Genomic DNA, 26828 nt, shown 5'->3' with positions numbered 1-26828 from the left:
GCCTAGCGCTCGTAGAGCGCCCGGTCGTTGACGCTCTCGTCATAGGCCGGATTGTCCCAGCCGATCATCTTGCCCGGATTGAGCAGGCCCTTCGGGTCGGTCTCCCGCTTGAAGGCGAGTTGGACCGGATCGACCCGCTTCATGCCGCCTTCCTCCAGCGTGTAGGCGTGCGGATTGAAGATCGGGCAGCCGGACGCGTTGTAGTCGGCGATGATCTCGTTCAGGCGCTCCTCGGTGGTGAAGCGCACCAGCGGCAGGCCGAAGCAGGCGATCTGGTTGCCGAAGCGGACGAACTCCAGGTGCATCGGCACCTCGTCGCCGTAGCGGGCGCACATCTGCTCGACCAGGGCCACGTGGTTGGGCGGCGGGAACAATACCTGCAGATAGGTGATGTCGCGCTGGTACTTCAGGGCGTGCAGGGTCGTGTGGTTCCAGGAATACTCGAACAGCGGGACACTGCGCTCGTCCAGGGCATAGGCCTGCTGCTTCACGATCCGGCCGCCATGCTCGGCCAGCATGTCGCGCGTGGCATCCATGGCGAACGGCGCCACCATCAGCAGCATCACCGACTTGTCCGGCCCGACCTGGTCGCGGAACAGGTACTGGGCGGGAACCGGCGCCGCGATCGGGGTGACCAGCTTCTTCAGGATGCCCGGCTCGCCGGAAAACGCGTCGGCGAAGCGCACCGCCGGCATGAAGTCGTCGAACTCGGCGACCAGTTCGACCCAGGGGTAGGCCGGCGCCAGCGGCACGGTCAGCTCGGTGATGACGGCGTTGGTGCCGTAGGCGTGGTTGACCTTCTGGATGTCGTCGCCGTGCAGGGTGAGGATGCGCGGCTCTGCTTCCATGGTGACGATGCGGGCGGCGATGATGTTGCCGCGGTCGCGCAGGAGACCATGGGTGATCGAGCCGATGCCGGAGCTGCCGCCGGCGACATAGCCGCCGATCGTGGCAGTGCGGTGGGTGCTCGGATGAAAGCGCAGTTCCTGGCCGCTCGGGTGGGCGGCGAGGTCGATGTCCATCATCCGGGCGCCAGCCTGGACGCGCGCGCTGCCCTGCTCGATCCCGATCACCTGGTTCAGCCGGGACAGGTCCAGCACGATCCCGCCCTTCAGCGGCATCGCCTGGCCATAATTGCCGGTGCCGGCACCGCGCACGGTGACCGGGACGTCATGGCGGAAGGCCTCGCGCAGGACCCGCACGACCTCCGCCTCGTCGCTGGCGCTGACCACGGCGTCCGCCTGGCAGTGATCGAGCTCGCGCTTGAGGACCGGCGAGTACCAGTAGAAGTCGCGGGAGCGGCGGCGGACCTTCTGCGGCTGGGTCTCGACGTCCAGGCCGCTGATGGCCTCGAGGAAGGTGGCGACGGCGCTCAAGCGGGATCTCCGACGATCGGATCAAGAAGTTCATAGGATGGCAGGGCAAGGTCCAGCACCCGGCCGTGGCGGACCACCTGGCGACGCGCCTGCGGGCGGCTCAGCACCTCACTGAAGCTGCGCCCTTCCAGGATCACGAAGTCGGCGGGCCTGCCCGGCTCCAGCGGCGACGGCATGCCCATGAGCGCGGCCGGCACGGCGGTCACCGCGTCCAGCCAGCCATCCAGGGGATGGTCGAGATGGGCGATCCGCACCGCCTCCCGGAACAGTTCCACGCCGTCCAGGTCGCCATAGGCATAGAAGGGGTCGCGGGTGTTGTCCGAGCCGAACGCGACCGGAATGCCGCGCGCCCGCGCCTCGTGGACCAGGGTAATCCCCCGGGCGCGCGGGGTGCGCCCGGAGGCGCGGTCCTGCAGGTACAGGTTGCACATGGGCAGCGAGACCAGGGCGATGCCGGCTTCGGCCACCCGATCCAGCGTCGCAAAAGCGACCGCTTCCTCCTGGACCGCCAGCGAGCAGCAATGGCCGCACACCACCTGCCCGGCAAAGCCGGTCTCGCGCACGGTCCGGGCGACCCGGTCCAGGACCTGGGCGTCCGGGTTGAGGTTCTCGTCGACATGCAGGTCGACGTCCAGGCCATGCCGCCCGGCCAGGTCGAACAGGCGCCGGAGCTGCCGGTCGATCTCCGGGCCCATCAGCGGGAAGCCGCCCAGCAGGCCACCATGCTCGGCGACCATGCGGGCCAGGTCCTCACCGTCCGGGCCCTCGTAGAACTCGGCCGGCACCAGGCAGACAGCCTGCAGGGCGATCCGGCCCGACCAGGCCTCGCGAAGCTCGGCGAAGGCCGGCCAGGTGCAGTTCCGCAAAGGCCCCATCGAATCGAGATGGGTCCGGATCGCCCTCGTGCCGTGGACCAGGGCGCATTCCAGGCCGAACTTCATGCGCACGACCACGTCCGCCCGCGTCCATCGCGCCTGGTCGGCATGGACCGCATCCAGGGCACCGCCAAAGCTGCCGTCAGGGTTGGCCTGGCGCGGCGTGACGTGGCCCTTGTCCAGATGGGTGTGCAGGTCGACCGGGCAGGGCCAGATCATCCGCCCTTCCAGATCGCGGCCGTCGCCATGGACCCTGGGATCGTGCGGCAGCACCGAGGTGATCATCGCCCCGGTGATCACGAGGTCGAAGCGGCCGGCGCGGTTGGGCAGGGTCAGGTTGGTGAGCTTCATCGTTCGCGCGCCCGGGCGCTGTCGTGCCAGCGATGCAGCAGGAGCCAGGAGATGAACGAGGTGAGGCCGAAGATCGCCACGCCGGTGAACGCCAGCAGGAGGAGGCAGGCGAACATCCCGGGAATGTTCATCCGGTAGCTGTTCTCCAGGACCCGGTAGGCCAGCCCGGTGCCGGTACCGGCAGTGCCGGCCACGTATTCGGCGACCACGGCCGCGATCAGCGACAGCCCGCCGGAGACCTTCAGGCCCGCCAGGAAGAACGGCAGGGCCGAGGGCAGCCGCAGGTGCAGCAGGGTCTGCCAGCGCGAGGCGCCGTAGAGCTGGAACAGGTCGACCAGGTTGTGGTCCGCAGAGTGCAGGCCGATGGTCGTGTTGGAGAGGATCGGGAAGAACGCCACGATCCAGGCGCACAGCAGCAGCGCCACATAGGTGCTGGGGACGTAGATGATGATCAGCGGCGCCACCGCCACGATCGGGGTGACCTGCAGGACCACGGCATAGGGCAGGAACGCCCGCTCGATCCACGGGCTCTGCGCGAACAGCAGCGCCAGCGCGCCCCCGCCCAGGACCGAGAACAGCAGGGCCAGGAAGGTGATCTGCAGGGTCACCAGCCAGGAGGGCACCAGCGAGGTGAAGTCGGTCCAGAGATAGGCGAACACCCGGGACGGCGACGGCACCAGGTAATGCGGGATCTCGTAGTAGCGGACCGCCGCCTCGCAGGAGCTGAGCAGCAGGGCTGCCACCAGCAGCGGCAGCGCCACCCGCAGGAAGCGTTCGCGTCCCCGGCTCTCCGGCATCTCGTCGGTCATGGCCTGGCTCATGGCGCCCCTCATGGCTCCATCGCCCGCTGCAGGGCGGCGGAGACCGCCCGGCAGCGCTGATTATACTCGCCCGACATGCGGAAGGCTTCATCGCGCGGGTAGGGAGCGTCGATGGCCAGGTCGGCGACGATCCGGCCCGGCCGCGCCGCCATGACCAGGATGCGCGAGCTCAGGAACACCGATTCGTACACGCTGTGCGTCACGAACACGGTGGTGAAGCCGCGCTCCAGCCAGAGGCGGAGCAGGTCGTCGTTCAGGCGGCCGCGGGTGATCTCGTCCAGGGCCGCGAACGGCTCGTCCATCAGCAGGATCCTGGGCCGGGTGACCAGGGCCCGGGCGATGCTGACCCGCATCTTCATGCCGCCGGACAGCTCGCGCGGATAGCTGTCGGCAAAGCCCGCCAGCCCGACCATCGCCAGCGCCTCCTCGATGCGCGGCCGGGCCTGTGCGAACCCGACATCCTGGAGCTTGAGCGGCAGGTGGACGTTGCGCGCCACCGTCGCCCAGGGCATCAGGGTCGGCTCCTGAAAGACGAAGCCGACATCGCGCAGGCCGGGCTGGCCGCTCCAGACGATCCTGCCCTGGGAGGGGCGGCCGAGGCCGGCCAGGAGGCGGAGCGCCGTGCTCTTGCCGCAGCCGGACGGCCCCAGGAGCGAGACGAACTCGCCGGCGCCGATGCCGACATCCAGCCCCGACAGCGCCGTGGTGCCGTTCTTGAAGCGCTTGTCGACCCCCTCGAAGCGGACCAGAGGGGCGGCTGCGGCGAGATCGGGCAGTCCAGGAGAAGCCAAGGTCACTTCGACTTCATCTCCATGCCCTGCTTCTTGTTCACGAACTGCAGCGTGTAGGCTTTCGACAGATCCAGGTCCGCCGGATAGAGGCCGGCCTGCACCGTCATGTCGAAGAACGACTTGATCCGCTCGTCGGTCATGGCGCCGATGCCGAGATCCAGCGAATCACCGGAATCGACGATGCCGTTTTCCTTGATCTTGGCGTAGGAGAACGCGATCTGCTCGTCGGTCATCTCCGGATTGTCCTGCTTGATCAGCTCGTTGGCCGGTGCCGGATCACCGTAGAGGTAGGAGTACCAGCCTCGGACCGAGGCATCGACGAAGCGCTGGACCAGGTCGGGGTTCTCGTTCACCAGCTGCCAGGAAGTCTGGATCGTGGTCGAGTAGGTGTCGTAGCCGGCATCGGCCAGGAGATGCACGACCGGCTCGAAGCCGCCTTCCTTCTGGATCGCGAAGGGCTCCGAGGTGAGGTAGCCCTGCTGGACGGCGTCCTTGTCGGTCAGGAACGGCGCCATGTTGAAGGTATAGGGGCGGATCTGGTCGTCGGTGTAGCCGTACTTGATCTTCAGGAACTCCCAGAAGGTGGTCCGGGAATCCGCCGCGATCATCACCGGCTTGCCCTTGATCGCCTCCAGGCTGTCGTTGCCGGCGTCCGGATGGGCGATCAGGACCTGCGGGTCCTTCTGGAAGATCGCGGCGATGGTGACCATCGGCACGTCGTTCTGGACGAAGTTGAACGCCTCGAACATCGAGCCGCCCATGTTGAAGTCGATCTTGCCGGCGGCCAGGAGCTGGGCGTGGTTGACCTGCGGTCCGCCCGGACGGATCGTCACCTTCAGCCCAGCTTCCTCGTAGATGCCGGTCGCGACCGCCTGGTAGTAACCGCCATGTTCCGGCTGCGCCTTCCAGTTGGTGCCGAAGGTGACCTCGTCGAGGGCGAGTGCTGGCCCTGCCGCGAGCACGCCAAGACCGAGGCATAAGCTAGCCAGGGACCTTCGAGCGATCATGTCCATCTCCCCTTGAACTGTGACGACGCGCATGGCGAGGTGCCGCGAAAGAAGCAAGCGCCATGCCGCTGGATGGCGCACGGGCAAGACCATCCCGGGTCCGGTCCCACGGCTCAGGCCAGCGGCAGGACGGAGGAAGCCGACCGCTCGCGCTGCACCGATCTCAGGCGTCGCAGGCGCCGTTCGACCTGGTCCAGGAAGGTGGCGCGGCTGGCCGGCGTCGACTGGTCCATCAGGTAGTGGCCCTGCCAGAACGTCTCGCGCCTTGGGTGGCAGAGCGCCCCCACGCCGCGCATCACCGTCCGGCGGCCGGGATCGCCCACCCATTTCGTCCAGAGCCAGGGCGCCCCGTAGGTCGAGATGCCTCCCAGGAGCCGGATCCGGGTCATGCCCGGGCGAATCGGCCCGCGCGAGCCCGGCGGTGGAATAATGAAGCTGCGGTGCGGCAGCCAGATCCGCTCCAGCCAGCCCTTCAGCATCGACGGCAGCCCGTACCACCAGGTCGGGTAGACGAACACCAGGCCGTCCGCGGACATCAGCCGCTCGACCTCGCGTTCGATGCCGGTCTCGTTGACGCCCTGGTCGTGGTAGCGGCCGCGCTCGGCCCGATCCATCACCGGCTGGAAGCCTTCCGCATACAGATCGAGCGCGTCCACCTCGCCGCCCTGCTCGGCGAGCACCCGACAGGTCGTGCGGAACAGCGACGCGTTGAAGCTGTCGGGATCGGGATGGGCGTGAACGACCAGGATGCGCACCAAGGTCTCCGGCGAGAAAGGTTGCCGGACGGACATGACGGACCGGCTTTCACGTCGCAAGAGGGTGGTTCGGATGCGGCCCGGATGTTGAAGTGGTCCAGGAGCTTTCCTGAAGGCGCGCGGGGGAGGCCCGCCGGGTCATGACCCGCTTGGCGGATGGGGACGGATCATTCTGATCCAGCCGCGATCGCCTCGATCTCGATCCTGAACTCCGGCCGGGCCAGGGCGCTGATGAACAGGAGGGTCGAGGCGGGAGCGGGGTTGTCCACCCAGCGGTCGCGCACCTCCATGTAGGCGCCGCGGTCGGCGGGGTCGATCAGGAAGGTGCTCAGGCGCACGACGTTGCCACGGCTCATCCCGGCCTCGGCCAGAAGGGCGTCGATATTGGCGAAGATCTGCTCCGCCTGCGCGGCCACCCCTTCGGGAATGCTGCCGTCCGGGCCGATGCCGAGTTGGCCGGACAAGAACAGGAGCCGGCTGGCGCCGTCCAGTGCGATCCCGTGGTGATAGCGGCCATAGGGCGGAAACACCCTCCCCTCGCCCGTGATCGGCTTGCGCACCCGCCGTTCTCCCCCCGATGCTGGCTGTCCGGTCGAGGCTAGCGGGAGAAGCAGGCGGTGGCGAGACGTTGGGAGGAATTGCGCAGTCCCGAGTTCCGGGATCTGGACCCGGAACGGACCGTGGCGGTGATGCCGCTGGGCGCCATTGAGCAGCATGGCCCCCATTTGCCGGTGATGGTGGACGCGCGCCTGGCCGGCGAGGTCACCGACCGGGCGCTGACCGCGCTGGCAGCGGATTTGCCAGTCCTGCGCCTGCCGACCATGCCGGTCGGAAAGTCCGACGAGCATCTGGACTATCCGGGCACCCTCACCTTCTCCGCCGAGACCGTGCTGCGGGTCTGGATCGAGATCGGCCAGAGCGTCGCGCGGGCGGGGGTGCGCAAGCTGGTCATGGTCAACGGCCATGGCGGCCAGATCCAGCCCATGCAGATGGCGGCACGCGAGCTCCGCATCGGCAGCGGCATGTTCGCGGTCGCCTGCAACTGGTGGCAGTTCGGTTATCCCGACGGCCTGTTCTCCGAGGAGGAACTGCGTTTCGGCATCCATGCGGGCGCGGTGGAGACCTCGATGATGCGCGCGGTCGAGCCGGGCCTGGTGCGGATGGAGCTGGCGCAGGATTTCGTCCCGGCGACCCGGCACCGGATGGCGTCGCGCTTCCCGAGACTGGCGGCGGCCGGTGCGGCGGGCTTTGGCTGGATGGCCCAGGACATCCACCCGGACGGCGCGGCCGGGGATGCCTCGGCGGCGTGGCCGGACCATGGCGAGGCGGCGCTGAACCATGCCGCCGAGGGCCTCGCTGCGCTGCTGCGCGAGGTGGTCGACTACCCGTTGGAGGGGCTGGAGCGCACAACCGTCCGGTGAGACGGAACCAAATTTAGAATTGAGCGTTTTTTCTGATTTTCTACTATTGCGCGAACTCGGAAGCTGGGTTATCTCTTAAGTCGTCGCAGGGTTATCACCCGATGACACCCGACTTGAGGCGTTTCCTCCCACTCAGGGGCCGTGTGCGAGCACGGCCCCTTTTTTCTTTCGCAGTCTTCAGAACGGCTGGCTCTGTGGCTGCTGTGCGGAAGCGCCGAACGGCTGGCGACTCCGCAGGCTGGTGGAAAGGCACCGGAAGAATGCCTGGGCGATCTGGTAGGTGCCCCGCAGCGGCACGTTCCAGGCGCCCTCGTCGCCGGTCAGGAAATGGATCGTCATCTGCCGGCCCAGGGCGAACCGGTCGAGCAGCATGGCCGCCTGTTCCGGCGCCAGGTTTCCCTCGATCATGCTGGGAAGGTTCGTGGCGGTGAACGGAAGCCTTGCCACCTGCGCGCCGTCGACAACGAACGACACTTCCATCCGGGCGTTCTTCGGCACCACCCAGCCGTCATTGCTGAGATGGACGAAGGCCTGGCGCGCCTGGTTCATCTTGATGAGCAGGCCCAGTCCGTTGTTGAACTGGAGGATCCCGCAGATCTGCCCGCCGTCGTTGGCCACCGTATGGTAGGCTTCCCACTGGCCGACCCGGGCCAGGACATTCGAGGCCGCCTGCGCGGGCGCGGCCAGCATCACGCCAAGAAGCAGGCAGCAGGCGGTGAACATCCTCATCGTCGACCTCATGCTCAAGCTCGGCAGTCACGCCGCTTCGAGGATGAGAACTTACCTGTTTCCGGGATGAATATGCTGGTGGTCTGCCCGAAGCCGTACGCCGCTATCGCTCGCCCTTGCGGAAAGGCTGCATCAGCGCCTGGGGAACCCGCGCACGCCGCGAGACCAGCACCAACGCGACGATTGAAAGCAGGTAGGGCATCATCAGGAACAGCTGATAAGGGATGCTCGGAACCAGCGGTTGAAGCCGGAGCTGGAACGCGTCGAACATCCCGTAAAGGACCGCCCCCAGCAGCGCCTTGCCCGGCTGCCAGGACGCGAACACCACCAGGGCGATGCAAACCCAGCCGCGGCCCTGGATCATGGTGAAATAGAAGCTGTCGAACGCCGCGGTGGTGAGGAAGGCGCCGCCAATCGCCATCAGCGCGCTTCCGGCCATCACCGCCCCGGTGCGCATGCCGAACACGCTCACCCCCTGCGCCTCGCAGCCCTGCGGGCTTTCCCCGGCCATGCGCAGGGCCAGGCCTAGCGGCGTGCGCCACAGCACCCAGGCCACCAGCAGCACACAGGCGAGCGCCAGCCAGGTGAGCGCGGTGTGGTCGAACAGGGCATCGCCCAGCCAGGGCAGGCCGCTGAGCACCGGCAGCTCGACCGGCGCGAACGGGGTGATCTTCGGCGGCGAGCCCGAGGACGGCACGTAGAGGCGGTAGAGATACCAGGACAGGCTGGCGGCGAAGAGGGTGATGCCCAGGCCGGTGACATGCTGGGACAGGCCCAGATGGACCGTGAGCGCTGCGTGCAGGAGCCCGATCAGCGCGCCCACCGTCGCGGCGATCAGGATGCCCGCCCAGAGCGGCGCGCCCAGGTGGACCGCCAGCCAGCCGGTCATGGCACCGGCTGTCATGATCCCCTCGATGCCGAGGTTCAGCACGCCCGAGCGCTCGCCCAGGAGCGCGCCCAGTGTCCCGAAGATCAGCGGCGTCGCGATGCGCAGGGCGGCCGCCCAGAACGAGGCCGCCAGGACGATGTCCAGGAACTCGGTCATCGGCGCACCCGGTATTCGACGAGGAACAGCGCCACCAGCATGGAGAGCAGCGAGGTGGCGACGATCGCGTCGGCGATGAAGGACGGCACGCCATGGGCGCGGGCCATGGCGTCGGCGCCCACGAACACCGCCGCCACGAAGATCGCGGTGGGAATGACACCCAGAGGGTTGAGGCCCGCCAGCATCGCCACGATCACCCCGGCGGTGCCGAAGCCGGGCGACAGGTCGGTGGTGACATAGCCCTTCAGGCCCATGACCTCGACCGCCCCGGCCAGGCCGGCCATGGCGCCGGACAGAAGCGCGGTGAGCAGGAGCACCCGGCCGACCCGGATGCCGGCATGACGGGCAGCGGGCGCCCCCAGCCCCACCGCCCGGGCGGACAGGCCGAACAACGTCCGGGCATTCACGAAGGCAATCGCGGCCGCCGCCAGCAGGGCCAGCAGGAAGCCCAGGTGCAGGCGGCTGCGCCCGACCAGCTGCGGCAGGGTCCCTTCCGGGACCACCGGCACCGACTGCGGCCAGCCGAACGCCAGCGGGTCCTTCATCGGCCCCTCGATCAGCAGCGAGACCAGCAGCAGCGCCACGAAGTTCAGGAGCAGGGTGGTGACCACCTCATCCACGCCAAAGCGCAGCTTCAGCACCGCCGGCCCCAGCAGGAACAGAGCCCCCGCCAGCGCGCCGACCAGGAGGAGGCAGGGAGCCATCAGGTAGCCGGGCGCGCCCCAGTCGAGCGACCCGATCGCCGCCACGGCGATGGCGCCCAGGTAGAACTGGCCCTCGGCGCCAATATTCCAGAAGCGTGCCCTGAACGCGATCGCGGCGGCCAGCCCGGTGAGGATCAATGGGGTGGCGCGGGTCAGCGTCTCGGTGATGCCCAGCCGGCTGCCGAAGGCCTCCTGGAACAGCGTGCCGTAGGCGGCGAGCACCGGTGCGCCCGCCAGCCCGATCAGGATGCTGCACAGGGCCAGCGCCGCCAGGATCGCCCCGGTCGGGGCGGCGACCAGCAGGAGCCGGGGAACGCGCTCACGCCGCTCGAGGCGCATGGCCGTCCTCTCCTGCCATCATCAGTCCCAGCATGGTTTCGGTTGCGGCCTCGATCGGGATGGACGCCGACAGGCGGCCCTTGAAGATTACCTGGACCCGATCGGCCAAGCGGAAGATCTCGTCCAGGTCCTCGGAGATCAGCAGGATGCCGGCGCCCGCCGCCCGGGCTTCGAGAAGGCGGCGATGGATCTCCGCCACCGCGCCCTCGTCCAGGCCGCGGGTCGGCTGACTGGCGACGATGATGCGCGGATTCTCCACCAGGTTCCGGCCGAGGATCAGCTTCTGCATGTTGCCGCCGGACAGGAGCCGGGTGCGGGTGCCGGGTGCGGCGCCGCGGATGTCGAACCCCTCGATCAGGCTCCTGGCATGGGCGATGGCGGCGTCCTTGCGCAGGAGCCCCAGCCGGGAGAAGCGCGGGTCGCCGATCCGCTCCAGCACGGCGTTCTCGTAGAGCGCCAGGTCGGCCACCACCCCCTCGTGGTGGCGGTCCTCCGGGATATGGGCCAGGCCGGCGCGGCTGAAACCCACCGGATCCGGCCGCTCGACCGGCATTCCCGCCAGCTCGATCGTCCCCTCGGCGGGACTGGCCAACCCGGCGAACAGGCGGGAAAGCGCCCCCTGCCCGTTGCCCGCGACCCCGACGATGCCCAGCACCTCGCGCTCGCGCAGGTCCAGCGCCACGCCGTCCAGCTCGCGCTGGCCCGCGCGCTCGACCCGCACGCCTTCCAGGCGCAGGAGGCTGCGGCCTGGAGCCAGCGGGGTACGCTCGGCATGGACGACCCGGCGCCCGACCATCAGCTCGGCGAGTTCGGCCCGCGAGGCCCCGGCGGTTGGCCGCTCGGCCACCAGCCGGCCCTGTCGCAGCACGGCGACCCGGTCGGCATGGGAGACGACCTCGTGCAGCTTGTGGCTGATGAAGACGACACTCAGCCCCTCTTTGGCCATGCCGCGCAGCGTCTGGAACAGCCGCTCGGATTCCTGCGGGGTGAGCACCGCGGTGGGCTCGTCCAGGATCAGGATCCGGGCGTCGCGATAGAGCGACTTCAGGATCTCGACCCGCTGCTGCTCGCCGACCGACAGGTCGCCGGCGCGGCGGTCCGGATCGACCTGCAGGCCGAAGCGCTCGGCCAGCGCCAGGAGGCGCGCCCGCGCCGGGCCGCGCCGCGAGCGCAGCGCGAACAGGGGCTCGGTGCCGATGGTGACGTTGTCCAGCACGCTCAGGTTGGCCGCCAGCGTGAAATGCTGGTGGACCATGCCGACCCCGGCGTCGATCGCGGCGCGCGGGTCCCCCGGCGGCAGTTCGCGGCCGAACACGCGCACCGTCCCCGCATCGGCCACGTAGTGGCCGAACAGGATGTTCATGAGCGTGGTCTTGCCGGCGCCGTTCTCCCCGAGCAGCGCCAGGACCTCGCCCTTGGCCAGGGCGAGATCGATGGCGTCGTTGGCGAGGAGAGGCCCGAACTGCTTGGTGATGCCGGTCAGTTCGAGGGCGAGGCTCACGCCGGCTGCGAATCGTCGATTTCGACCGTGAACGCGCCGGACTTGATCTCGAGCCGCCGCGCTTCCATGGCCGCCACGGCATCGGCCGGGACCATCTCCGGCTGGAACGAGATGTCGTTGCCGCCGAACTTCATGAAGCTGAACTGGCTGTAGTCCTTGCCGGTGGGGGTCCCGGCGTTCACGTCGGCCACGGCGGCGGCGAGGATCGGGTCGAAGAACCAGAGCGCGTTCGCGAACACCGTCTCCGGATAGCGGGGCGTGTAGTCCAGCAGCGAGCCGATCGCCAGGATGCCGCGGTCCTTGGCGGCATCGGCGGTGCCGATCCGCTCGCCGAACAGGATGTCGGCGCCGGCGTCGATCTGCGCCAGCCCCGCTTCCTTCGCCTTGGGCGGATCGAAGAAGGTGCCGATGAACTGGACCAGGAACTTGGCATCGGGGCGCACGTCGGCCACGCCCGCCCGGAACGCGTTGATCAGCCGGTTGATCTCGGGGATCGGGTAGCCGCCGACCGCGCCGTAGACGTTCTTCTCCGACACGGAAGCCGCGAGCATGCCGGTCAGGTAGGCAGCCTCGTGGTTCCAGGTCCCGAACACGCCGAGATTGGGCTCCTGCGCCGGCAGGGACGAACCCATCAGGAAGCCGGTGTCGGGATAGTCCTGGGCCACCTGGCGCGCCTCGCGCTCCACGCCGTAGATCTCGCCGACGATCAGCCTGGCGCCCTGGTCGGCATACTGCCGCATCGCCCGGACATAGTCCGTGTTGGCGACTGATTCGCTGTAGACATACTCGATCGTGCCCGCCTCGCCGGCGTCGACCAGCGCCTGGTGCAGGCGGGAGTTCCAGGCGTTCTCGACCGGGACGGTGTGGATGCCGGCGACCTTCAGCTTCTCCTGGCCGGCCGCCGGGCGGATCAGGCTCAAAGCCGGGACGAGGGCGGAAGCGGCCACGAGGCTGCGGCGGGTGATCGATACGGGCATGGGACCTCCAGAGCGGGCGCCGCTGATTCGGTCCCCACGGAACCGGGCTGTCAAGATTCCAGGGTTTCTGACGAGCTCGTCCGCCGGCGGGCGGCTCAGCCGACGAACCAGTCGATCCTGGCCCCGGCGGCTCCAACCACCAGCACGTCATGTCCCCCGTCCAGCTCGAACAGGGTGCTCCCGCCGCTGCTCCTGCCGGCGGCCAGGAACTGCCCTGCCGTGTAGCCGCCCCGCAAGAGGATCTGGTCGATGCCGGGCCGAAAATCGGTCAGCCGGTCGGTGCTGCCCGCGTCCGGCTCCAGGACGAAACGGTCCCGACCGGTGCCGCCGGTCAGGAAATCGCTGCCCGGCCCGCCATTGAGGAGGTCGTCGCCGGCACCACCGCCCAGCTGATCGCCGCCATGGCCACCCGCCAGGACGTCCCGGCCATTGCCGCCATGGATGCGGTCGGCGCCACCGCCCCCGCCCATCCGGTCGTCGCCATCGCCGCCGAACAGGTCGTCGGCCCCGGCCCCGCCGTCCAGGATGTCGTCGAGGGTGCCGCCATTGATCTGATCGGCGCCATTGCCGCCCTGCAGGTGATCGGAGCCGCCAAGCCCCAGGATACGGTCGTCGCCGTTCTGGCCGAGCAGGAGATCGTCGCCGCTGCCGCCATCGAGCCGGTCGTTGCCGTCGCCCCCGACGATGACGTCGTCGCCGGCCCGGCCGGCCAGCACGTTCGCCGCAGCATTGCCGATGATCCGGTCGTCCCCCTGCCCGCCGAAGGCCGCCTCGATCACGGTGCCGGGTGCCAGGCGCAGCGAGCCCGGAAAGCTTCCCGCGTCGGAGAAGAACCCGGCCTGCCAGGAGAACGGCTCTCCCAGCAGGCTCCAGGCGCCCATGCGCAGGTCGATGGTGGCAGCAACGGTCTGGTTCGACCAGTCGAGCAGGTCGTTGCCACCCTCATCGACCAGGGTGGTGAAGATCCGCTCGCCCGGCTCGAAAAGGTACACGTCGTTGCCGATCGCCACCGCCCGCTTGCCGTAAAGGAAGCGGATCGCCTCGATGTCCATTGCCATCGGCCCGTCGGGAAAGGTCTCCGCGGTGAGGAGGTCGTCGGTCGGCTGCCCGGGAAAGGTCCGGTAGCTCATCAGCGACGCGCCCAGCCAGTCCTCGTCGAAGGGGAGCACGCGCGGCGGCTCGTGCGGGTGCTTCAGGCCCAGGGCATGCCCGATCTCGTGGACGAAGCCCATGTAGCCGTAGCTGCCGGGCTGCAGCAGGTCGGCGGCGGCGGGAAAGTCCGTCCCGAACCAGATGTCGGCCCCGTAGGCGGCGCCGCCCCGGATCACGAAGGTGAAGGCTCCGGTCGCCACCTCCGAGCGGGCCAGCCGGATGACCCCCACGCTCTCGGCGGTCTCCTGGACCTCGACGAAGGTGATGTCGGCGATCCTCGACCATGCCGCCAGAGCGGTCCGGGTGGCATCCTGCTGCGCGGGCGTGAGTTCCACGGCCGTGTCGGCCAGGATCTGTGCCGGATACTCCACCGACCAGGGCGATGCCGGCGAGGCAAAGCTGTAGGTGACGACCAGCGGATTGCCCGGAGGCTCCAGGCCGAGCTTGTAGTCGCCCAGCAGCCCGTCATCCGCGTCCAGGAGGCCGTCGATCCGGCGGACGGGCAATCTCGTCTCCGGACCGGCACCATCGAGAATCTGCGCCATTCAAGCCTCGCCTGCATGTTCCTCGGCAGAACCCGGCCATCATTGCAGCGCGGCTGGAACACCGCATCCCGATTCGACGGGACGGAAAAGCTTCGTCCGTCAGCGCGCCTGCCCGACCACGAGCGTGGCGAGCTTGCGGCCATTGCCGTCGGCCACGGCGGCAAAACCGAGATGGGTCATGTCCGGATCGAGCAGGACCTCGCTGTTCTCGGCGCTGCCGAGCCAACGGTCCTGGAACCAGCGCAGGTCGGCGGCGGTGATCGCCGGGCCGCAGCCTCCGCAACCGGCCGAGGCGGCGCTCAGCAGCGCCCAACCCTGTCGGGCATCGGCCGGAACGACGTCGGCAAGGTTCTTTCCGGCCACCTCGAACGCCTCTCCCTCCTTCGGGAGCAAGGCCTCGCCGACCTCGTCCAGAACGGGACTGGGCTCGAGCGCCGCCATGCCGCGTTCCGTCCGCTCCGCGTTGATGCCTTCCAGCACCGCGTCCCGCCTTTGGCCCGGCGCCAGTTGCCGGGCCTCTTCGTCCGGCCCGATCCCGAGCGGCATGCCAGCCCCGGAGAATGTCTGCACGGCGTAGAGGCGGGCATCCGGGCTGACTGCGATCCCGAAGCCGAACTGGTCGAGGCCGCGCTTGAGGATGTTCGCGCGATGCTCCGGACTGTTCATCCAGCCTTCCTCCAGGGCATCGATCCGCTCCTGGCCGATCGGAGCGCTGCAGCCCGTGCATTGCGAGATGTTCTCGGCGACCAGGCGCGCCCCCGAGCCGCCCTGCTCCAGGTAGCGGTCCCGCACATCCTCGCCTTCCGGCGACTCGTGGGCGAAATAGTCCCGCTCCAGCATGTCCTCCGCATGGGCCTGGGCGGCGGCATCAAGGCTTTCCGAGCGGCTCAGGGCCGGCAGCCCATGTTCCTGGCGATCGGCATTCAGGACCTGCAGCGCCCGCTCCCGCAACGCGGGAAGGTTGTCGGGACTGCTGGCGGCGACCGCCGGGCCCATCCCCGTCCCGGCCAGCAAAATCATGATCGTCGCGGTCGCGAGCATGGCGCCAAGGACCCGCCGAGCGTGATGGACATGCCATCCCATGACCGTTCCTCCCCTTTTGCTCAGGCGCGCTGTTCCCTGCCAGGGCAGCGGCTCATGGTAGTCCAGGACAGATCGATCCGCCGCATCGGTGACACGGCGGATCGTCTGGTTCTGCACGGCGGAGCTTAGTGCTGATCCGGCTTACTGGGCCTGCTCGCCAATCGCCTGCTCGCCCAGAGCCTGCGACCAGTACTGGTCGACGCTCTGGAGGTCGACCTGCTCGCCTGCCATGCGGTCGTAGTCCGGCGCCTGGTCAAGCTGGTCCTGACTCACGGGCAGGATCAGGGTCTCGAAGCCCGGGGTCGCCCGCAGCTGGTTCCACGGCACGATCACATGATCCTGGCCGATACCCAGGAACCCGCCCTCGGCCACCACCGCATAGCGGATCTGGCCGGACTGCGGATCGACCACCACGTCGTCGACCTCGCCCAGGCTGTCGTCCTCGTGGTTGCGGATGTCGGACCCGATCACGTCGTCGATGCGCACCGACGAGCCGAGCTGCGCCACGGGCATGGCGTTCGCAATCTGCTCCTGACGCCAGACGCTGACCTCATTCGGATCCACCCCCAGCTCCTGGAGCTGGCTGGAGTAGTCCTGGTAGATGGCCTCCGCGGCCGTCACCACGCTCTGGCAGGCTTCCTGCTTGCCGCGCGCGGCAAGCACGCTGGCCGCGCGGTAGAGGGTGCGCAGCTCCATGTGCGGACGCGTCTGCCAGCCCACCGCCCCCCAGGGCCCCACCGCCACCGGCGAGGCGACGCCGGCATCCTGGCCAGCCATCTGGTCGACCTCGGCCGGGTCATTGTTGGCGGCGGCGACCGGCGCTCCAGGCATCATCGCGGTGCCATATCCGGCGCCACGCCAACCGGACAGCCAGTAGCCATCCTCTTCCATCTTCTGGCGCATCGCCTGGAGGTCGTTGCGGCACTGTTCGGCCGCCGCGGACTGGTCAACCGCCTGCTGCTCGGTCTGATCGGTTGTGGCCGCCTGATCCTGAACGTCCTCGGACTGGGCATGCGCAGCGCCAACCGACACGGCAGTCAGCAGGGCGGCTGCGGAGACACCCATCAAGTACATCTTCATGGTCGGGCCCTTTCCTGAAGATCAGTTTGATCACGCCTGCTAGCGGCGCATGCCCAACAAAAGGATCGTATATGTCGAGGTTCCAAATTTTCCTTCACAATATGAATGCGCTCAAAATCAACATCAAGTTTATGCGATTTCTGCCAAGTCCTGAAGAAGAAGAAGTTCATTCTTCCGATGCACCAACCTGACGGTCATCATGGCCGATCCGACGCATCATCAGTCGCCTCAAGCTCATCCGTGATCGGTGCCGGCTGTTCCCGGACCACGCAGCCCGGCCGGTGCAGGCGCGGCTTCCTCTTGCGCCGCAAGTAACCATCTGGTTATCTGGTGGAGCCGTGCGCGGCCACCGACAGGACGATCAGGGAAGCAGAACCAATGGATTCGTTGGGCACCATTCTCGAACGGGCCAAGATGGAGCGGCGTCGCCTGCTCCTCACCTCGCTGGCGAGCCTAGGCGCTGCCGGCATGACCGGGCTCGGCGGTCGCCGCGCCTTCGGCCAGGACAAGCCGCAGCTCGCCAACTCGCTGCGCTCGCTGACCAACCCCTATCATGCGTCGTTCGCCAAGGGCGGCGAGATGTTCGCCCAGTCGGTGGGAGCGCCCTATGAGGTGCTGGTCACCGAGGGCAACAGCGAGAAGGGCATCTCGGACGTGCGGGCGCTGCTCGCCAAGTCCGGCGGCAACCTGGCGCTGTGCATCGACCCGAACGACACGCCGGACACCCGCGTGATCGTGGAAGCCTGCGCCAAGGCCGGCGCCTCGGTCGTGTCGATCTGGAACAAGCCTGCCGACCTGCACCCGTGGGACTTCGACCCGCACTACGTGGCGCATATCAGCTTCGATGGCGCGCCGTACGGCAAGCTGATGGCCGAGACGCTGATCGACAAGATGGGCGGGTCCGGCGGCATCGTGGCGCTAGGCGGCATCTTCAACAACACGCCCGCGATCGAGCGTAAGCAGGGCCTGGACGAGGCGCTGGCCGCCAACTCGAACGTCCAGCTCCTGGACTTCCAGGTCGCCGACTGGCTGGAAACCAAGTCGTTCGAGATCACCCAGGCCTGGCTCACCCGGTTCGGCTCGGAGATCAAGGGCATCTGGGCCGCCAACGACAGCATGGCCTTGGGCGCCATCGAGGCCCTGCGCGCCGAGGGCCTGGCCGGCGAGATCCCGGTCACCGGCATCGACGGCATCAAGCAGGCAGTCGACGCGGTGCAGTCCGGCGAGATGGTCGGCACGGTGGACTGGGATCCGATCTGGGTGGGCGGCATGGGCCTGTCGATCGCCTACAACGCCCATGTCGGCAACATCGACATCGCCAAGGAGCCGCACGAGCATCGCGAGTTCTACGGAACCGGTGTGCCGGTGACCTACGAGAACGTTGAGGAATACATCGCCAACTACGTCGACAAGACGCCGACCATCGACTGGAACGATTGGTGGGGTCGGGTGTCCGGGCAGATCCGTCAGGGCTGATCCGGACCGGCGGGGGAGACCACCCTCCCCCGCCTCATTGTCGTGCAAGCACTTCCATTTCAGGGAAGCGAACCGCCGATGGCCGCTTCTGCCGTCACACGTGCCCCCATTTCCAGGATCGACCGGATCCGGCCGTTCGCGCCGGCGATCGTGCTGGTGATCGTGTTCGTCGTCATCGGGCTGGTGGCGCCGGCCTTCCTGTCGATCAACAACCTCGTGCGGATCATGAACGCCTCGGCGATCCCGCTCTGCCTGGCGCTGGGCGCGACGTTCATCATCCTGATGGGCTCGATCGACCTGTCGGTGGAAGGTGTGGTGGCGATGGGCGCCGTGGCGACCGCCCTTCTGGTCCAGAACGGCGTCAACGGCAGCGACCTCGGCTTCTTCGCGATCCCGCTGGTGCTCCTGATGGGCGCGGCCTTCGGCTTCGTGAACGGCTTCGTCCATGTCCGCCTGCAGATCCCGTCCTTCATGGTGACGCTCGGCATGAGCTTCATCGCGATCGGCATCGCCACGGTGATGCTGGCCGGCCAGCGCGTGCGGATCCTGGATACCGGGTTCCGCGACCTGGCGCTCGGACGCTTCCTGGGCATCCCGATGGGCGTGTGGATCGCGATCGCCGCCGCGCTGGTCGCCTATGTCGTCCAGACCCGCACCCGGCTGGGACGCTGGATCTACGCGGTCGGCGGCGGCGAGGACATCCTGCGGCTCACCTCGGTGCCGGTCGGACGGGTCCGGGTGCTGGCCTTCACGCTCGCCGGGACCTTCTACGGCCTGGGCGGCCTGCTCTCGGCGGCCCAGCTCGGCCAGGGCCATGCGCTGATGGGCCAGGGCCGGCTGTTCACCACGATCACCGCGGTGGTCGTGGGCGGCACCGCGCTGATGGGCGGCCAGGGCGGCGTGCAGAACACGGTGATCGGGGTGCTGATCGTGGTGGGCCTGGCCAACGGCATGGTGCTGATGGGCGTGCCCCCCTACGTGCAGACCGGGGTGCAGGGCCTGCTGATCATCGCCGCGGTCGCGATGGCCGCCGACCGCAGCCGGTCGAGGATCGTCAAATGAGTGCGGATGTCAGGGCAGCCCTGGAGCTGGTCGGGGTCGACAAGCATTTCCCCGGCGTGCACGCCCTCAAGAATGTCAGCCTGGAGGTGCGCCCGGGCGAGGTGGTCGGCCTGATCGGCGAGAATGGCGCCGGCAAGTCGACGCTGATGAAGATCCTGTCCGGGGTCTACCAGCCGGACAGCGGCGAGATCCGCCATGACGGCAAGGTGGTGGTGCTGCGCAACCCGATCGACGCCGCCGCCACCGGCATCGGCATGGTCCACCAGGAGCAGTCGCTCCTGACCAACCTCTCGGTCGCCGAGAACATCTGGCTGGGCAAGGAGAAGCCGTTCCTGCGCGGGCGGCTGATCGACCACAAGGCGATGGCGGCGGCGGCGGCCAAGCAGCTGGAGAAGGTCCAGCTCGACGTCGATCCCTACACCATCACCGCCAAGCTTTCCTTCGCCCAGCGCCAGATGGTCGAGCTCGCCAAGGTGCTCACCCTCGCCGACGAGATCGACGGCCACCTGGTGATCATGCTGGACGAGCCGACCTCCGTCCTGGAGCAGGCCGAGATCGACATCCTGTTCGCCCGGGTGCGGGCCCTGCGCGACCGCGCCTCCTTCGTATTCGTCAGCCACCGGCTCGACGAGATCCTGGACCTGTCGGACCGGGTCTACGTGATGAAGGACGGCGCGGTGGTCGCCGAGATGCCGTCCGCCGAGGCCGACACCGAGCAGCTCCACGCCCTGATGGTCGGGCGCTCGCGCAACGCCGAGTACTACAAGGAGAACCGGCAGACCGCCTGCCGGCCCGAGGTGGTGATGGAGGCGAAGCGGCTTTCCCTGGCCGGCGCCTATGAGAATGTCGACTTCCAGCTGCATGCCGGCGAGGTCCTGGGCATTGCCGGGGTGATCGGCTCCGGCCGCGAGGAGCTGGCGCGCACCCTGGGAGGGCTGGAGCCGGCGTCCGGCGGCGAGCTTTCCGTGTTCGGCCGGTCCACCCGCCTCGCCACGCCCGGCGAGGCGGTGTCGCTCGGCATCGGCTACGTGCCGCGCGAGCGGCGGGTCGAGGGGATCGTCGGCTTCCTGCCGGTGGTCGCCAACATCACGCTGGGCAACCTGCACGCCGTGACCAAGGGCGGGCTGATCAACCACGCCAAGGAGCGCGCCACCGCCGACACCTGGGTGAAGCGCCTGGCGATCAAGACCCCCAGCATCCGCACGCTGGTGATGAATCTTTCGGGCGGCAACCAGCAGAAGGTGGTGCTGGCCAAGTGGATCAATGCCGGGGCCAAGATCATCGTGCTGGACCATCCCACGCGCGGCCTCGACGTGGGCGCCAAGGAGGAGGTCTACGACCTGGTGCGCAGCATCACGGCCGAAGGCGTCGCGGTGGTGCTGACCTCCGACACGTTGGAGGAGACCATCGGCCTGTCGCATCGGATCATCGTGATGAAGGACAGGCGGGTGACGCAGCGGTTCGAGGCGATGCCCGGGGCGAAACCCGACCAGCTCGACCTGATCCGGCACATGGTTTGAGGGCCCGTCGATGAACGCCACCACCGCTGCGAGGCTGCGCGACGTAGCCCCCATCCTGACTCTGTTCCTGCTGGTGCTGATCGTCGGCGTCGGCAGCCGTGGTTTCCTGTCGCCCGAGACCCTCCTGGTGCTGGCGGCCGACACCTCGACCCTGTTCATCATGGCCGCCGGGATCACCTTCGTGATCCTCCTGGGCGGCATCGACTTGTCGGTGCAGGCAGTCGCCAGCATGACCAGCGTCGTCATGGCGCTGCTCCTGCCGAGCATGGGCTATGCCGCCTTCCCGGTCGCGCTGGGTGCGGGCGCCCTGCTCGGCCTGATGAACGGCCTGGCCTTCACCCGGCTGAAGGTCCCCTCCTTCATCAGCTCGCTCGCGGTCGGCGGCATCGCCACCGCCCTGGCCCTGGCGTTCTCCGGCACCCGCTCGATCCCGATCAGCGAGGAACTGCGCCACGCCTATCTCTGGTGGATCACCGGCCGAATGCTGGGGATCCCCGCCGAGCTCTGGCTGGGCCTGCTGGTCCTGCTGATCTGCCTGTTCCTGGAGCGCTACACTTTGTTCGGCCGCTGGAGCCTGGCGGTGGGCGCCGGCGAGCCCGCGGCAATCGCTTCGGGAGTGCCGGTGGGGCTGGTCAAGCTCGGCGCCTGCGTGTTCTCGGCGACCTTCGCCGCCTTTTCCGGCCTGGTGCTGGGCGGCCGGCTGGTCGCCGGCTCGCCGACGCTCGCCAACGAGTTCCTGCTGCCGGCGGTGGCCGCGGTGGTGGTGGGCGGCACCGCGCTGACCGGTGGGGTCGGCAGCGTCTGGCGCACCCTGATCGGCGCCCTGATCGTCTCGGTGGTCCGGGTCGGCATGACCTTTCTCGGCGTGGACGTGTTCGTCCAGCAGATCGTCCTGGGCGTCGTGCTGATCGTGGCGGTGTGGATCACCATCGACCGCGCCAAGATCCCGATCGTCAAATGAAGTTCAGTCCCGGCTAAGAAGATTGCGATTGTCGCTCGCGGTGGCGGTGGCTATTGCCGCCCCCACGCGTGCGGCCGGAAGCGACGGTCGTCGATCTGCAACATGGCGCACCGGGTGACCTTCCCAATGGACAAGACTTTCAAGCTCGCGCTCGGGAGTATTGTCGTTGGCCTGGTGGTCCTGGGGCTGAAGTACTACGCGTTCCACATCACCGGAAGCGTGGCGCTCTATTCGGATGCCCTGGAAAGCATCATCAACGTTGCCACGGCGATCGCGGCGTCGTTCGCGGTGCGGCTGGCCGCGGTGCCGCCCGACGCCAACCACCCCTACGGCCACCACAAGGCCGAGTATCTGTCGGCGGTGCTGGAAGGCGCGCTGGTGATCGTGGCGGCGCTGTCGATCTTCCGGGAAGCCTATCTCGGGTGGATCACGCCCAAGCCGATCGACGCGCCGTTTGAGGGCCTGCTGATCAACGGGATGGCGAGCGCGATCAACGCCGTGTGGTTCTGGATCCTGCTCCGCTACGGACGGCGCTGGCGCTCACCGGCCCTGGTGGCCGACGCCCGCCATCTGTGGACCGACGTGGTCAGCTCCCTGGGCGTGATCCTGGGCGTAGCCCTGGTGCCACTCACCGGCTGGCTGCAGCTCGACGCGATCCTGGCGGCCCTGGTCGCCGTCAACATCCTGTGGTCCGGCTGGCGGCTGATGCGCGAATCGATCGGCGGCCTGATGGACGAGACCGCGCCGGAGGCCACGCTGGCCCGGGTGCGCGAGGTGATCTCCCAGCATGCCGAGGGTGCTTTGGAGGCGCATGACCTGCGCACCCGCCATGCCGGGCGCATGGTGTTCCTGGAATTCCACCTGGTGGTGCCGGGATCGATGACCGTGTCCGAATCCCACGCGCTGTGCGACCGCATCGAGGCGGCCCTGCGCGAGGGCATCGAGGACATCGTGGTCAACATCCATGTGGAGCCGGAGGAGAAGGCGAAGCATCCGGGCGGCGTGCCGGTGCTCTGATCCGCTTGGGGTCCCGAGGAGCCGGAGCCTGTCGCGCCACCGCCCATGGAACCCCGCCCGCCACGGGGCATTCGGATGGCACCCCGTTTCGTTCCGGATGGCCAGCAAGATGTCGATCCACCTCAAGCCGATTGCGCAGCAGACCATCGTCATCACCGGCGCTTCCTCCGGCATCGGCCTGACGACGGCGTCGCTTGCCGCGGAAGCGGGCGCCGCGGTCGTGCTGGTGGCACGCAACGAGGATGCGCTCGCAAAGGTTGCGGACGACATCCGCCGGTCCGGCGGCCGGGCCGTCCATGTGGTCGCCGACGTCGCCGACCAGGCCGCCGTGGAGCGGGTCGCCGAGGTCGCGGCCGACCGGTTCGGCGGGTTCGACACCTGGGTCAACAACGCCGGCGTCGGCGTCTATTGCGAGCTAACCGATCTGCCGCTCGAGGAGCATCGGCAGATCTTCGAGACCAACTACTGGGGCGTCGTGCACGGCTCGCGCGTGGCGGTCCGGCATCTTGCGGGCCGGCCCGGAGGTGGCGCGCTGATCAACGTGGGCTCGGTGAACTCCGATTTCGCCATTCCGCTCCTGAGCGCCTACGCCGCGTCCAAGCATGCGGTGAAGGGCTTCACCGACGGGCTGCGCATGGAACTCCTGCATGCCGGCACCCCTGTCTCGGTCACCCTGGTCAAGCCGTCCGGAATCGGCACCCCCTTCCCGCAGCATGCGCGCAACCACCTCGATTCCGAGCCGGCTGTCGCTCCGCCGGTCTATGCTCCGGAAGTGGTGGCGCGGGCCATCCTGCATGCCGCCGAGCATCAGGTGCGGGATGTGGTGGTCGGTGGCGCCGGTCGCATCATGGCGGGAGCAACCACAGTGGCCCCGACGCTGATGGACCGCCTGTTCAGCTGGACCCTGCCGGCCATCCAGCGCACCGGCGAACCGTCGACGCCGACCGACAACCTGTTCGAGCCGGCAGGCGACGGCGAGCGCTACTGCTCACGGGGTCGGGGCAGGCCGTTCAGCGCCTATACCTTGGTGGAGCGGCATCCCGTCCCAGCCCTGGCGCTGCTGGCGGTAGCCGGTATCGCGTTGGCCAGCAGGAGCAGCCGGCGCTCCTGACGGCGCCGCGGTTCCTCAAAGCGCCGGGTTGCTCCGCAGGTAGCTCAGGATCGTGTCCACCATCGCGGCCCGGCGCTTCTCCATCTCCGGCTCGGCGCCGAGGTCGACGCCGTAGATCACGGACAGGGTCCAGCGGTTGTTCAGGTAGTAGAACCCAAGCGCCGCGATCGAGATGTAGAGCTGGTTCGGGTCGATGCCGGCGCGGAACACGCCCTTGCGCACCCCCCGGTCCAGCAGGTCGCCGATCAGAGCCACGAACGGCGAGTGCATCTCGCGGATCTTCTTGCTGCGCTTGAGGTAGCGGGCCTGGTGGATGTTCTCGGTGACGATCAGGCGCAGGAGTTCCGGGTTGGCGCGGTAGTAGCCCCAGGTGAACTCAACCAGCGCCACGATCGCATCTTCCGGCTCGCGCCCCTCGAAGTCGACCAGCCGCTCGGCCCGGCGCAGGTCGCCATAGGCCTCCTCCAGCACGCAGAGATAAAGGTCCTCCTTGCTCTTGAAATAGTGGTAGATCATCCGTTTGTTGATCTTGGCCCGGGCGGCGATCGTGTCGACCCTGGCCCCGGCCAGGCCCTTGCGGGCGAACTCGGTCTTGGCCGCGGCCAGGATCCGGCCGCTGGTGATCTTGGGATCGCGAGCGCGCGGGGTTCGGGCAGGCGCGGCCTCGTCCTTGCTCTTGCCCGTCGTGATGGGCTCCGCCTCGCTGGCGCGACTCATCTACCGTCATCCCTGGTTCAGGCTGGCCCTGGCCTCGACGATCCGGACCCTAGCAATTCCCTCCGCGATGGTCTTGTGCGAACGAACCGGTCCGTTACTTTTGCCGGCTGCGGCACCCGGCGAGACCGCTTCCTGCAACAAGAAAGAGCCTCCATGTCCGCCCCCCTGTGCAAGCTGGCGCTCAACACCGCGACCCTCGGGTTCAAGCAGCCGCTGGCGGCGGTCGTCGATGCGGCAGCGTCGCGCGGCATAGCAGGGATTGCTCCCTGGCGGCGCGAGTTCCAGGACACGCCGGTCTCGCAGGCCCGCCGGCTGTTCGCCGATGCCGGTCTGGCGGTGACCTGCCTTTGCCGCGGCTCCTACCTGACTTTCGGCTCGGAACTGCAGCGCGACGCGATCCTGGAAGACAACCGGCGCGCCATCGACGAGGCGGCCGCGATCGGCGCACCGACCCTGTGCATGGTGGTGGGCGGGCTGCCGGACGGCATGACCGACCTGGCCCGCGCCCGCGGGCAGGTCGCCGAGCAGCTGGCCGCCCTCCTCCCGCACGCCCGCGCCCACGACGTGCGCCTGGCGGTCGAGCCCCTGCACCCGATGTACGCGGCCGACCGTTCCTGCGTCTCAACCCTGGCCCAGGCACTCGACATCTGCGACCGGGTCGGCCCGGAGCTGGGGGTGATGATCGACGCCTACCATCTCTGGTGGGATCCGGACTTTGCGGCCGGCCTGGCCCGGGCCGGCGCGGACCGCCTGCTCGGCTGGCAGATCTGCGACTGGCAGGTGCCGACCCGCGACCTCCTGCAGGACCGCGGCATGATCGGCGACGGCGTGATCGACCTGCGGCGGATGCATCGCCAGGTCCTCGATGCCGGCTGGCAGGGCATGGTCGAGGTCGAGATCTTCTCCGCCCTGGACTGGGACCAGCGGCCGATGGCGGAGACCCTGGACGTGCTGTGCGCCCGCTTTGCCCGGCTGGCGTTGACGGAAGACTAGGCCCCAATCGCGTCGGTCTGCCTGGACAGCGACGGACCATCGATGGGATCACCTTTGCCGGGTGACGGGACGGGTCGCGCCCTGGCGATCCGCCTGCCCCGACCGGCCTGCCACCCAGGCCCGACCAACCGAGGAACCGCTCCCATGCAATATCGCCAGCTCGGCCGCTCCGGCCTGCGCGTGTCCGTGCTCACGCTCGGCACCATGACGTTTGGCGGCAAGGGCGCCTTCGCCAAGACCGGCGCCACCGACGTCACGGGGGCGCGGCGTCAGATCGACCGGTGCATCGATGCCGGGGTCAACCTGTTCGACACCGCCGACATGTACTCGGCCGGGCAGTCCGAGGAGATCCTGGGGCAGGCGCTCCAGGGTAAGCGCAACCAGGTGCTGATCACCACCAAGGCGCGCTTCCCGATGGGCGACGGCCCCAACGACGCGGGCTCCTCGCGCCAGCACCTGATTGCCGCCTGCGAGGCCAGCCTGAGGCGGCTGGGCACCGACCATATCGACCTCTACCAGCTCCACGAATGGGACGGGCACACGCCGATCGAGGAGACGCTGGAGGCGCTGGACAGCCTCGTGCGCGCCGGCAAGGTCCGCTATGTCGGGGTGTCCAACTTCTCGGGCTGGCACCTGATGAAGACGATCGGGGCCGCCGAGCTGCACCGCCTGATCCGCCCGGTCAGCCAGCAGATCCACTACACGCTGCAGGCGCGCGAGGCGGAGTACGAGCTGGTCCCGATCGCGATCGACCAGGGCGTCGGCATCCTGGTCTGGAGCCCGCTGGCGGGCGGCCTCCTGTCCGGCAAGTACCGGCGCGGCGAGGCCAGCCCGGAAGGGAGCCGCCATCTCGCCAACTGGGGCGAGCCGCCGATCCGTGACGAGGGCAAGCTCTACGACATCGTGGACGTGCTGGTGTCGATCGCCAAGGAGCGGGACGTCCCGGCGGCGCAGGTGGCGCTCGCCTGGCTGCTCGGCCGGCCAGGCGTCGCTTCGCTGGTGATCGGCGCCCGCACCGACGAGCAGCTCGCCGCCAACCTCGCCGCCGCCGATCTGAGCCTGGCGCCGGAAGAGCGCGCCCGCCTGGACGAGGTGAGCGCGCCGCCGCTGCTCTACCCCTACTGGCACCAGGCCAAGACCGCCGCCGACCGCCTGTCCCCGGCCGACCTGTCGCTGCTGTCGCCGCATCTGAAGCGCTGAACCATCCGGCGCCGGGAGGATGCCGGGCCGCCCGGCGCCGGACGATGCCACGCAAATTAACTGGAGAACCCGCTTGGCAGCGGGGCGATGCGCATGTCATGACAAGTTGGCAAGCCGGGCACCAAATGTGGTGTTCCTGGCTTTTATGGGGACATTCTGACGCGTGACTGCCGCCTTCTTTGTCCGCATGACGTCAGGCTCCGTTCCGGGCCCGCGCCC

General features: G+C 68.5%; 25 protein-coding genes. 9 read left to right on the top strand and 16 right to left on the bottom strand.

Annotation, left to right across the window (positions count from 1 at the left end; all coding sequences use genetic code 11):
- Positions 1 to 2: 2 nt before the first annotated feature.
- The 7 genes from GEMRO_RS0116885 to GEMRO_RS0116855 all read right to left on the bottom strand — a co-directional run bounded on the left by GEMRO_RS0116885 (position 3) and on the right by GEMRO_RS0116855 (position 6536).
- Positions 3 to 1376, bottom strand: coding sequence for an FAD-binding oxidoreductase (locus GEMRO_RS0116885; protein WP_027134952.1), 1374 nt, complete (start codon positions 1374 to 1376; stop codon positions 3 to 5).
- Positions 1373 to 2602, bottom strand: coding sequence for a cytosine deaminase (locus tag GEMRO_RS0116880; RefSeq protein ID WP_051329158.1), 1230 nt, complete (start codon positions 2600 to 2602; stop codon positions 1373 to 1375). The genes GEMRO_RS0116885 and GEMRO_RS0116880 overlap by 4 nt, the downstream gene beginning before the upstream one ends.
- Positions 2599 to 3423 (bottom strand): ABC transporter permease, encoded by an 825-nt coding sequence (locus GEMRO_RS0116875; RefSeq protein ID WP_240476705.1) that lies wholly within the window; start codon positions 3421 to 3423, stop codon positions 2599 to 2601. Before GEMRO_RS0116875 ends, GEMRO_RS0116880 begins: the two co-directional genes overlap by 4 nt.
- 8 nt (positions 3424 to 3431) lie before the next feature.
- The gene (locus GEMRO_RS0116870; protein ID WP_051329157.1) at positions 3432 to 4220 is read right to left on the bottom strand and encodes an ABC transporter ATP-binding protein; all 789 of its coding nucleotides are present in this window, start codon (positions 4218 to 4220) and stop codon (positions 3432 to 3434) included.
- Positions 4217 to 5221, bottom strand: a complete 1005-nt coding sequence (locus GEMRO_RS0116865) for an ABC transporter substrate-binding protein (protein WP_157505616.1) — start codon at positions 5219 to 5221, stop codon at positions 4217 to 4219. The genes GEMRO_RS0116870 and GEMRO_RS0116865 overlap by 4 nt, the downstream gene beginning before the upstream one ends.
- Before the next feature lie 113 nt (positions 5222 to 5334).
- Positions 5335 to 5976 carry an NAD(P)H-dependent oxidoreductase gene (locus GEMRO_RS30160; RefSeq protein ID WP_051329639.1) on the bottom strand — a complete coding sequence of 214 codons (642 nt, stop codon included), beginning with the start codon at positions 5974 to 5976 and terminating at the stop codon, positions 5335 to 5337.
- A 167-nt stretch (positions 5977 to 6143) separates the two neighbouring features.
- Positions 6144 to 6536: a RidA family protein gene (locus GEMRO_RS0116855; protein WP_027134948.1), complete on the bottom strand. Its 393-nt coding sequence runs from the start codon at positions 6534 to 6536 to the stop codon at positions 6144 to 6146.
- A gap of 57 nt (positions 6537 to 6593) precedes the next feature.
- Between GEMRO_RS0116855 and GEMRO_RS0116850 the strand changes: the two genes are divergently transcribed.
- A complete protein-coding gene (locus tag GEMRO_RS0116850; RefSeq protein WP_027134947.1) occupies positions 6594 to 7397 on the top strand; it encodes a creatininase family protein in 804 nt (267 codons plus the stop codon).
- A gap of 177 nt (positions 7398 to 7574) precedes the next feature.
- On the opposite strand, the gene GEMRO_RS0116845 is transcribed toward GEMRO_RS0116850, so the two are convergent.
- From GEMRO_RS0116845 to GEMRO_RS30150, 8 genes are all read right to left on the bottom strand, one after another.
- Positions 7575 to 8126 carry a hypothetical protein gene (locus GEMRO_RS0116845; RefSeq protein ID WP_157505615.1) on the bottom strand — a complete coding sequence of 184 codons (552 nt, stop codon included), beginning with the start codon at positions 8124 to 8126 and terminating at the stop codon, positions 7575 to 7577.
- 103 nt (positions 8127 to 8229) lie between these two features.
- On the bottom strand, positions 8230 to 9171 hold the full coding sequence (locus GEMRO_RS0116840; protein ID WP_027134945.1) for an ABC transporter permease: 942 nt from the start codon (positions 9169 to 9171) through the stop codon (positions 8230 to 8232).
- Positions 9168 to 10214 (bottom strand): ABC transporter permease, encoded by a 1047-nt coding sequence (locus GEMRO_RS0116835; RefSeq protein ID WP_027134944.1) that lies wholly within the window; start codon positions 10212 to 10214, stop codon positions 9168 to 9170. The genes GEMRO_RS0116840 and GEMRO_RS0116835 overlap by 4 nt, the downstream gene beginning before the upstream one ends.
- Positions 10195 to 11715 (bottom strand): ABC transporter ATP-binding protein, encoded by a 1521-nt coding sequence (locus GEMRO_RS0116830; RefSeq protein WP_027134943.1) that lies wholly within the window; start codon positions 11713 to 11715, stop codon positions 10195 to 10197. Before GEMRO_RS0116830 ends, GEMRO_RS0116835 begins: the two co-directional genes overlap by 20 nt.
- The gene (locus GEMRO_RS0116825) at positions 11712 to 12692 is read right to left on the bottom strand and encodes a BMP family protein (RefSeq protein ID WP_027134942.1); all 981 of its coding nucleotides are present in this window, start codon (positions 12690 to 12692) and stop codon (positions 11712 to 11714) included. Before GEMRO_RS0116825 ends, GEMRO_RS0116830 begins: the two co-directional genes overlap by 4 nt.
- A 95-nt stretch (positions 12693 to 12787) precedes the next feature.
- Positions 12788 to 14389 (bottom strand): M10 family metallopeptidase C-terminal domain-containing protein, encoded by a 1602-nt coding sequence (locus GEMRO_RS0116820; RefSeq protein ID WP_027134941.1) that lies wholly within the window; start codon positions 14387 to 14389, stop codon positions 12788 to 12790.
- A 99-nt stretch (positions 14390 to 14488) separates the two neighbouring features.
- Entirely contained in the window at positions 14489 to 15472 is a 984-nt protein-coding gene (locus GEMRO_RS32785) for a CAP domain-containing protein (RefSeq protein WP_051329156.1), read from the bottom strand.
- 141 nt (positions 15473 to 15613) lie between these two features.
- Positions 15614 to 16552: a PRC-barrel domain-containing protein gene (locus GEMRO_RS30150; RefSeq protein ID WP_051329155.1), complete on the bottom strand. Its 939-nt coding sequence runs from the start codon at positions 16550 to 16552 to the stop codon at positions 15614 to 15616.
- Positions 16553 to 16930: 378 nt separating this feature from the next.
- Between GEMRO_RS30150 and GEMRO_RS0116805 the strand changes: the two genes are divergently transcribed.
- The 6 genes from GEMRO_RS0116805 to GEMRO_RS0116780 all read left to right on the top strand — a co-directional run bounded on the left by GEMRO_RS0116805 (position 16931) and on the right by GEMRO_RS0116780 (position 23699).
- A complete protein-coding gene (locus GEMRO_RS0116805; RefSeq protein WP_051329154.1) occupies positions 16931 to 18028 on the top strand; it encodes a sugar ABC transporter substrate-binding protein in 1098 nt (365 codons plus the stop codon).
- 78 nt (positions 18029 to 18106) lie between these two features.
- A complete protein-coding gene (locus GEMRO_RS0116800; protein WP_051329153.1) occupies positions 18107 to 19090 on the top strand; it encodes an ABC transporter permease in 984 nt (327 codons plus the stop codon).
- The gene (locus GEMRO_RS0116795; RefSeq protein ID WP_035485482.1) at positions 19087 to 20610 is read left to right on the top strand and encodes a sugar ABC transporter ATP-binding protein; all 1524 of its coding nucleotides are present in this window, start codon (positions 19087 to 19089) and stop codon (positions 20608 to 20610) included. Before GEMRO_RS0116800 ends, GEMRO_RS0116795 begins: the two co-directional genes overlap by 4 nt.
- Positions 20611 to 20620: 10 nt before the next feature.
- A complete protein-coding gene (locus GEMRO_RS0116790; RefSeq protein WP_027134937.1) occupies positions 20621 to 21571 on the top strand; it encodes an ABC transporter permease in 951 nt (316 codons plus the stop codon).
- Positions 21572 to 21697: 126 nt separating this feature from the next.
- Positions 21698 to 22588 (top strand): cation diffusion facilitator family transporter, encoded by an 891-nt coding sequence (locus GEMRO_RS0116785; protein WP_027134936.1) that lies wholly within the window; start codon positions 21698 to 21700, stop codon positions 22586 to 22588.
- Positions 22589 to 22697: 109 nt separating this feature from the next.
- Complete coding sequence (locus tag GEMRO_RS0116780; protein WP_027134935.1) at positions 22698 to 23699, top strand: SDR family oxidoreductase; 1002 nt, start codon at positions 22698 to 22700, stop codon at positions 23697 to 23699.
- A gap of 15 nt (positions 23700 to 23714) precedes the next feature.
- Here GEMRO_RS0116780 and GEMRO_RS0116775 read toward each other — a convergent pair whose 3' ends face one another.
- Positions 23715 to 24416, bottom strand: a complete 702-nt coding sequence (locus tag GEMRO_RS0116775; RefSeq protein ID WP_027134934.1) for a TetR/AcrR family transcriptional regulator — start codon at positions 24414 to 24416, stop codon at positions 23715 to 23717.
- 153 nt (positions 24417 to 24569) lie between these two features.
- Here GEMRO_RS0116775 and GEMRO_RS30145 point away from each other — a divergent pair, with 153 nt between their 5' ends.
- Both GEMRO_RS30145 and GEMRO_RS0116765 read left to right on the top strand, forming a co-directional pair.
- A complete protein-coding gene (locus tag GEMRO_RS30145) occupies positions 24570 to 25409 on the top strand; it encodes a sugar phosphate isomerase/epimerase family protein (RefSeq protein ID WP_051329152.1) in 840 nt (279 codons plus the stop codon).
- 144 nt (positions 25410 to 25553) lie between these two features.
- Positions 25554 to 26609, top strand: a complete 1056-nt coding sequence (locus tag GEMRO_RS0116765) for an aldo/keto reductase (protein WP_027134933.1) — start codon at positions 25554 to 25556, stop codon at positions 26607 to 26609.
- Positions 26610 to 26828 lie beyond the last annotated feature (219 nt).

The organism is Geminicoccus roseus DSM 18922, from assembly GCF_000427665.1.
GTDB lineage: Bacteria > Pseudomonadota > Alphaproteobacteria > Geminicoccales > Geminicoccaceae > Geminicoccus > Geminicoccus roseus.
The sequence above is the reverse complement of the archived record's forward strand: the minus strand, read 5'-3'. Positions and strand labels throughout refer to the sequence as shown.